The organism is Clostridium sp. CAG:221, assembly GCA_000435835.1.
GTDB lineage: Bacteria > Bacillota > Clostridia > Clostridiales > Clostridiaceae > Clostridium.
The window spans coordinates 1-4,928 of the sequence record FR883354.1 but is presented as its reverse complement, the minus strand read 5'-3'; the positions used below and the strand labels follow the sequence as shown (position 1 = coordinate 4,928).

3 protein-coding genes, 1 tRNA gene and 1 other annotated feature are annotated in these 4,928 nt (G+C 29.1%); of the genes, 3 read left to right on the top strand and 1 reads right to left on the bottom strand.

Annotated features, from left to right (window positions below; all coding sequences use genetic code 11):
* Positions 1–62 precede the first annotated feature (62 nt).
* From Q5O44_RS00665 to murD, 3 genes are all read left to right on the top strand, one after another.
* Positions 63–137: transfer RNA gene (locus Q5O44_RS00665), tRNA-Asn, on the top strand.
* 142 nt (positions 138–279) lie between these two features.
* Positions 280–447 (top strand) — a binding site (T-box leader).
* 49 nt (positions 448–496) lie between these two features.
* Positions 497–1,888 (top strand): glycine--tRNA ligase, encoded by a 1,392-nt coding sequence (locus Q5O44_RS00660; RefSeq protein ID WP_022166454.1) that lies wholly within the window; start codon positions 497–499, stop codon positions 1,886–1,888.
* 167 nt (positions 1,889–2,055) lie between these two features.
* On the top strand, positions 2,056–3,435 hold the full coding sequence (murD, locus tag Q5O44_RS00655) for a UDP-N-acetylmuramoyl-L-alanine--D-glutamate ligase (protein ID WP_022166453.1): 1,380 nt from the start codon (positions 2,056–2,058) through the stop codon (positions 3,433–3,435).
* A gap of 19 nt (positions 3,436–3,454) precedes the next feature.
* Here murD and Q5O44_RS00650 read toward each other — a convergent pair whose 3' ends face one another.
* On the bottom strand, positions 3,455–4,486 hold the full coding sequence (locus tag Q5O44_RS00650) for a DUF5050 domain-containing protein (protein WP_022166452.1): 1,032 nt from the start codon (positions 4,484–4,486) through the stop codon (positions 3,455–3,457).
* Between the last annotated feature and the right edge of the window lie 442 nt (positions 4,487–4,928).

Genomic DNA, 4,928 nt, shown 5'->3' with positions numbered 1-4,928 from the left:
CGATAGGCTGGAGGTTCGAGTCCTCTTCGCGGAGCCATTTTAAATTAATAAAAGTATAACATTCCGCGATAGCTCAATGGTGGAGCACTCGGCTGTTAACCGATAGGTTGGAGGTTCGAGCCCTCTTCGCGGAGCCACTTTTATTTTAAAAGAGTTTTATATGAACAGATAATATCTGCTTATATAAAACTCTTTTTCTTATAATTTAATTGTTTTTAATAAATTTTTCGAGGATACTTGACATATAAATGGCATTTGATAAAATTAATGTATAATTTAATATGTGCAGTGAAAAAGAAGAGTAATTTTAATATATTCTTTTAGAGAGATGATGGCTGGTGAGAATCATTAGAATGTTAAAATGAAGGGAGCTTTTGAGCATAATATGTGAAAGTTGGGCTTGTGCCAAGAAGGGTGGAACCGCGGAATGATAATTTCGTCCCTTTATGGTATTAAGGCTTTTTTTATTATATAAAATTATTTGGAGGTATGAAAAATGGCAGTAGAAAAAACTATGGATAAAATAGTAGCTCTATGTAAAAGTAGAGGATTTGTATTCCCAGGATCAGATATATATGGAGGGTTAGCAAATTCATGGGATTACGGCCCATTAGGAGTAGAATTCAAAAACAATGTAAAAAAAGCATGGTGGAAAAAATTCGTACAAGAAAGTCCTTATAATGTAGGTGTTGATTGTGCAATATTAATGAATCCACAAGTTTGGGTTGCATCAGGTCACGTTGGAGGATTCTCAGATCCATTAATGGATTGTAAAGAATGTAAAGCTAGATTTAGAGCAGATAAGTTAGTTGAAGATCATATGACTGAAAATGGTGCAGAAGTTGCTTCAGCAGATGGATGGACAAATGAACAATTAATGGATTATATAACTAACAATAACATAGTATGTCCTAAGTGTGGTAAATTAAACTATACTGAGATAAGAAAGTTCAACTTAATGTTTAAAACATTCCAAGGTATAACTGAAGATTCTTCAAGTGAAATATACTTAAGACCAGAAACAGCTCAAGGTATATTTGTAAACTTTAAAAATGTTCAAAGATCTTCAAGAAAGAAAGTACCATTTGGTATAGCTCAAATAGGTAAATCTTTCAGAAATGAAATAACACCAGGTAACTTTACATTTAGAACAAGAGAATTCGAACAAATGGAATTAGAATTCTTCTGCAAGCCAGGAACTGATTTAGAGTGGTTTGGATACTGGAAAGATTACTGCTGGAATTTCTTAATGAGCTTAGGTGTTAATAAAGAAAACTTAAGAATTAGAGATCACGGACAAGAAGAATTATCATTCTATTCAAATGCTACATCAGATATAGAATACTTATTCCCATTTGGTTGGGGAGAACTATGGGGAATAGCAGATAGAACTGACTATGACTTAAATAAGCATGCTGAACATTCAGGAACAGATATGACATACATGGATCCTACAACAAATGAAAAATATGTACCATATGTTATAGAACCATCATTAGGAGCTGATAGAGTTACTTTAGCATTCTTAATAGATGCATATGATGAAGAAGAGTTAGAAGGTGGAGATGTTAGAACAGTGCTTCACTTGCACCCAGCTTTAGCTCCATATAAGGCTGCTGTATTACCATTATCTAAAAAGCTTTCAGAAAAAGCTGATGAAGTTTATTCATTATTAGCTAAAAACTTTAACATAGAATATGATGAAACAGGAAGTATAGGAAAGAGATATAGAAGACAAGATGAAATTGGTACTCCATTCTGTATTACAGTTGACTTCGAAACAGAAAATGATGGATGTGTTACTATAAGACATAGAGATAGCATGACTCAGGAAAGAGTTAAAATAGAAGAATTAAATGATTTTATAGCTAAGAGTTTAGAATTTTAGTTGATATAGAAAGAGGCTTTAAGCTTCTTTCTTTTTTATTTGCATGAAATTCTATGTAAATTAATGGAAATAGTTATGGAATATAATTTTTTATAATGTTATAATTAAAATAAATTTTAAAATGAAGTTATATTGAATGAAAAAAAGAAAATTGGTGTGGAGGAAACATGAAAAAAGATTTTCAAGAATTTAAAAATTATATAAAAGGAAAAAAGGTAGCAGTAGTAGGTGTAGGAGTAAGCAACATACCGTTAATAAAATTTTTAGTAGAATTAGGGGCTAGTGTTACTGCTTTTGATAAAAATACAGAAGAAAAGTTAGGAAGCATAGTTGCTGAATTTAAAGAACAAGGTGTAGAGTTCCAATTAGGAAAAAATTATTTAGATAAACTTACAGGTTTTGATGTTGTGTTTAAGACACCATCTATGAGAATAGATAATAAAGCACTTGTAAAGGCAAAAGAAGAGGGTGCATATATAACTTCAGAAATGGAAGAATTCGTTAGATACTGTAAAGGTAAGATTTATGGAGTAACAGGTTCTGATGGAAAGACAACAACAACAACAATTATTTCTAAATTACTTGAAGCACAAGGATATAAGACATGGGTTGGTGGAAATATAGGAACTCCTTTATTTTCTAAGATAGAAGAAATCAAAGAAGATGATATGGTAGTTTTAGAACTTTCAAGTTTCCAACTTATGACTATGAATCTTCCTATCGATGTAGCAGTAGTAACTAATTTAGCACCAAATCATTTAGATATGCATAAAGACATGGAAGAATATATTAATGCTAAGAAAAATATATTCTTACATCAAGAAAGTAAGGATATATTAGTACTAAATTGTGAAAATGAAATTACTAATAGCTTTAGAAATGAAGCAAAATGCAGAGTAAGAGATTTTTCATCAAGAGTTAGATTAGATTATGGAGCTTCATATGAAAATGGAATACTATATTTAGATGGAAAAGAAGTATGTAGAAGAGAAAATATAGTAATAAAGGGAATGCATAATGTTGAGAACTTCTTAGCAGCTTTTGAAGCTACAAGGGATGATGTAGATAATTCAACAATGAGAAGAGTTGCTGAAACATTCCAAGGTGTAGAGCATAGATGTGAATTTGTAAGAGAATATAAAGGTGTAAAATATTATAATGATTCAATAGCATCAAGTCCTACAAGAACTTTAGCAGGATTAAAGGCTTTTGATACACAAGTAATTCTTATAGCTGGTGGATATGATAAGCATATACCATTTGATGTATTAGCTAAAGAAGGATATCCTTATATTAAATCGTTAATTCTTTTAGGTGCTACTAAAGAATCTATAAAAAAAGAGTTTGATAAGGTTATAAAAGCAGAAAAGTTAAATATGAATATATATATGGCAAAAACATTAAGAGATGCTGTAACGACAGCTAAGAGAATAGCTAAAGAAGGAGATATAGTTACTTTATCACCAGCATGTGCATCATTTGATATGTTCCCTAACTTTATGATAAGAGGAAATTACTTTAAAGAAATAGTAAATAAGATGAAATAAAAGCAGGCTTTGCCTGCTTTTATTTATATGATGTAAAATAGTTCTTATTTATATTTATACCTTGTTTAGAAAATATTCCGCTTTCTGTAAGGTAATAATTGTTTATAGCATCATTTATAATAGGAGTTTTCTCTATTATATTTAATTCATTATCAATAGAGAAAGAATAAAGGTGATTTGAATGTTCTATACTGATAAAATAAAAGGTTTGGTCATAATGCTTTAAATTTGTACCATTCAATAAATCAATTCGCTTACTTGTTTCTGATGTTAAATCTAATGAATATAAATAGTTATCTTCAGCATTTATGTAAAGTATATGGTTTTTAAATGTTGCAAAACTGTCTACTCCTGTGGTTGTAAGCTTCCTTCTGCCAGAACCATCTTTTTTTATTATATATAATGATGAATTATCATCTAAGTTTTTATAAAGTATGTATTCACCATTAACAATGAAAGAACCACATTTATCTGAAGATAGCTGTATAGAAGTATTATTTTTTGTACTATAGCATCCAAGAGTATTACCCATAGCTTTATTTATATAAATTATATCATTTTCTGAACTAGATATTTCACTAAAGTAATTAGAAGAAACTAAATTGATGGATTTTCTTTCATAATCTAATTTATATAGGCTATTATTATCTGATGTATTTGTAAAATATATTATATTATCAATGGATGTCATAGATTCCACTGAATAGTCATAGATATCATGTATATTTTCATCTTGAATATAATTTGCTGATAATGATGAAGATGTCACTGAAAGCTTATTGTTATTATTACTATCTGAAAAGAATAGCAATTGTCCCATTGATATAAATTTACTATAAGATAAGTCAGATGCAATAAAATTCAAGTTTTGAGTACCTTTATTATAATTAGTCGTACTTGATGGCAATGTAACTTTAGTACTTGAATAAGAAGTACTTTCCTCAGTAGATGAAGTAGTTGAAGTTGAATCTGAGCTATTTGTATCACCAGCCTTGCTACAACCTATTAGCAAAATGGAATAAATTAAAGTTATTAAAATTAATTTTTTCAAAATATAAGCCCTCCTGCAATTTATATCTTATATATATAAATATCTTCGTGACAATTGGTATTTAACTTTAAAAAATAAAGAATTATTATGATTATATAAGGGAAAGTATATAACACTGTACCAGGTGTATCAACATATGAAAATGTTAGATTATTAAAGGAATAATGAGTATATAAAGAATAAATAAGTAAAAATGAATGCAAATAAAGAAATATGCCTCATTTAAAATGTTAAGATAATAAACGTTCCAGGGAGCAAACGAACTTCCTCGAAACAAAGGTTAACATGTAGAAAAAAGTTCTAAAAAAGAATTTTAAAAAAAATGTTGACAGATGAAAACAGAAATGTTATCATAAAAAAGCAGTCGAGAGACGCGAGATGATCTTTGAAAATTAAACAGAATAATAGTTAATATAAAACCAGCAATTCTTTTAAGTCTTAT

Bases quoted from the DNA above. Each gene is read 5' to 3' on its own strand.
- murD (WP_022166453.1), top strand. From the start codon at position 2,056: ATGAAAAAAGATTTTCAAGAATTTAAAAATTATATAAAAGGAAAAAAG.
- Q5O44_RS00660 (WP_022166454.1), top strand. From the start codon at position 497: ATGGCAGTAGAAAAAACTATGGATAAAATAGTAGCTCTATGTAAAAGT.